The organism is Candidatus Albibeggiatoa sp. nov. BB20, assembly GCA_016744725.1.
GTDB lineage: Bacteria > Pseudomonadota > Gammaproteobacteria > Beggiatoales > Beggiatoaceae > Albibeggiatoa.
On sequence record JADGDW010000291.1, the window covers coordinates 1 to 1994 of the forward strand.

At 38.6% G+C, this 1994-nt stretch carries 1 protein-coding gene; it reads left to right on the forward strand.

The window, feature by feature from the left end; all coding sequences use genetic code 11:
* Positions 1 to 1688 (forward strand): membrane protein insertase YidC (yidC, locus tag ABXH34_RS18670; RefSeq protein ID WP_353573400.1); only part of this gene is annotated, 1688 nt, incomplete at its 5' end.
* Between the last annotated feature and the right edge of the window lie 306 nt (positions 1689 to 1994).

Below are 1994 nucleotides of genomic sequence, written 5' to 3' on the forward strand. Positions count from 1 at the left end.
ATGTAAGACTACTATTAGTCCTCGCACTGGTCTTTTTGATGATGATGATGTATCAAGAATGGCTAGAAGATTATGGTTCTAAACCTGTGCCAATGGCAACCACGACAACAGGTGGTACGGTACAAACAGCAGATGCGTTACCCACGCCAACCAACAGTGCTGCTGAGATGCCAACAGTGGCTTCTCCTAGCATGAGTAGTGCTGCCGAAATGCCTTTTGCTCAGCCAAAACAGATTTTAAATAGTCAAGAACGGGTTCGAGTTAAAACCGATTTATTTGACTTAGAAATTGATACCTTAGGTGGTGATATTCGTCAAGTTGCGTTGGTTGAATACCCTGTGGCTAATGACAAGCCAGATGAGCCTTACAATTTGATGCAAGATCAGATGCCACGCTTTTTTGTTGCACAATCAGGCCTAATGCCTGCAAGTCCTACCGAAAATGCACCGACTCATCAAACCTCTTATCAAGCGCAACAATCAAGCTATGATATGGGCACGAATGACAGTTTAGAGGTCATTTTAAGCTGGCAGAACCCACAAGGTGTGACTGTTGATAAAATCTTTAGTTTCCAGCGCGGCAGTTATGTGATTAATGTTAAACACCTTATCGATAATAAAACTGCTGAACCTTGGACAGTACGTGCTTATAGCCAGTTACAACGTACTGAAGTTACTGAAGAAGGTCAATCTAGCTTTATCCACACTTATATGGGTGGTGCGATTTCCAGTCCTGAGAAGCTATATGAAAAAGTAAAATTCAATGCCATACATGACGACAGCTTTAATAAAGAAGAACGTCCTGAATGGGCAAATGGTTGGGCTGCGATGTTACAACATTATTTTGTGGTGGCATGGGTACCTGAAAAAGATCAGTTATATAAATATTATGCTAACTTCGTCCCAACTGGCTCACGCTATGTTTTAGGTTTTTATGGACAGCCTCTTGCAATTCCTGCACAAGCTCAACATCAGTTTGAAATGAATTTATTCGTTGGACCTAAATTACAAGATGAATTAGAAGCTTTATCTTCGGGTTTAGATTTAACAGTGGATTACGGTTGGTTATGGCCATTGGCTAAGCCTTTATTTTGGACTTTACGTTTTATCCATGATTGGATTGGTAACTGGGGTTGGTCAATTATTATCCTCACGATTTTGATTAAACTGGCATTTTTCCATTTATCAGCAGCCAGTTATAAATCAATGGCTAACATGCGTAAATTGCAGCCTCGTTTGAAACAGTTGCAAGAACGCTATGCCGATGACCGCAATAAATTGAATCAAGCCATGATGGATATGTATCGTAAAGAGAAGATCAATCCATTAGGTGGCTGTTTGCCCATTTTAGTGCAAATCCCTGTTTTTATTGCTTTGTATTGGGTATTGTTAGGCAGTGTAGAATTGCGGCAAGCACCGTTTATGCTTTGGTTAGATGATTTGTCTACCCCAGACCCTTACTTTGTATTGCCATTGATTATGGGTGTGACAATGTTATTGCAACACCATTTGAATCCTGCACCTGTTGATCCTGTTCAGCAAAAAGTAATGATGATGTTACCTATCGTGTTTACGGTATTCTTTGCATTTTTCCCATCTGGTTTGGTTTTATACTGGGTGGTGAATAATGCCTTATCGATTACTCAACAATGGGTGATTACTAAGAAAATTGCAGGCGATGTTGTGTAAATAATGAATAGCTGTAGGGTGTTAGTCATTTAATACTCTACAGTTATTGTTGATTTCCCCAATCAACTGACGTTCCATACCTTATTTTTGACTTTCCCAATTAAAGTTAAATCATTGATTTTTCCTGCCAAGATGAATCCAGTCGTTATCAATAAAAATGATTGGCTGCTAAAAAATCAAAATCCATAGCTGCAAGAATTGAATAGATATAGTCAATTTCCTATAAAGTGATATTTATAGTAATGCACTAGAAATGGCTTTAGAAATATCATGAATTTCACGCCGTATATTTTTAACGTTCATTTT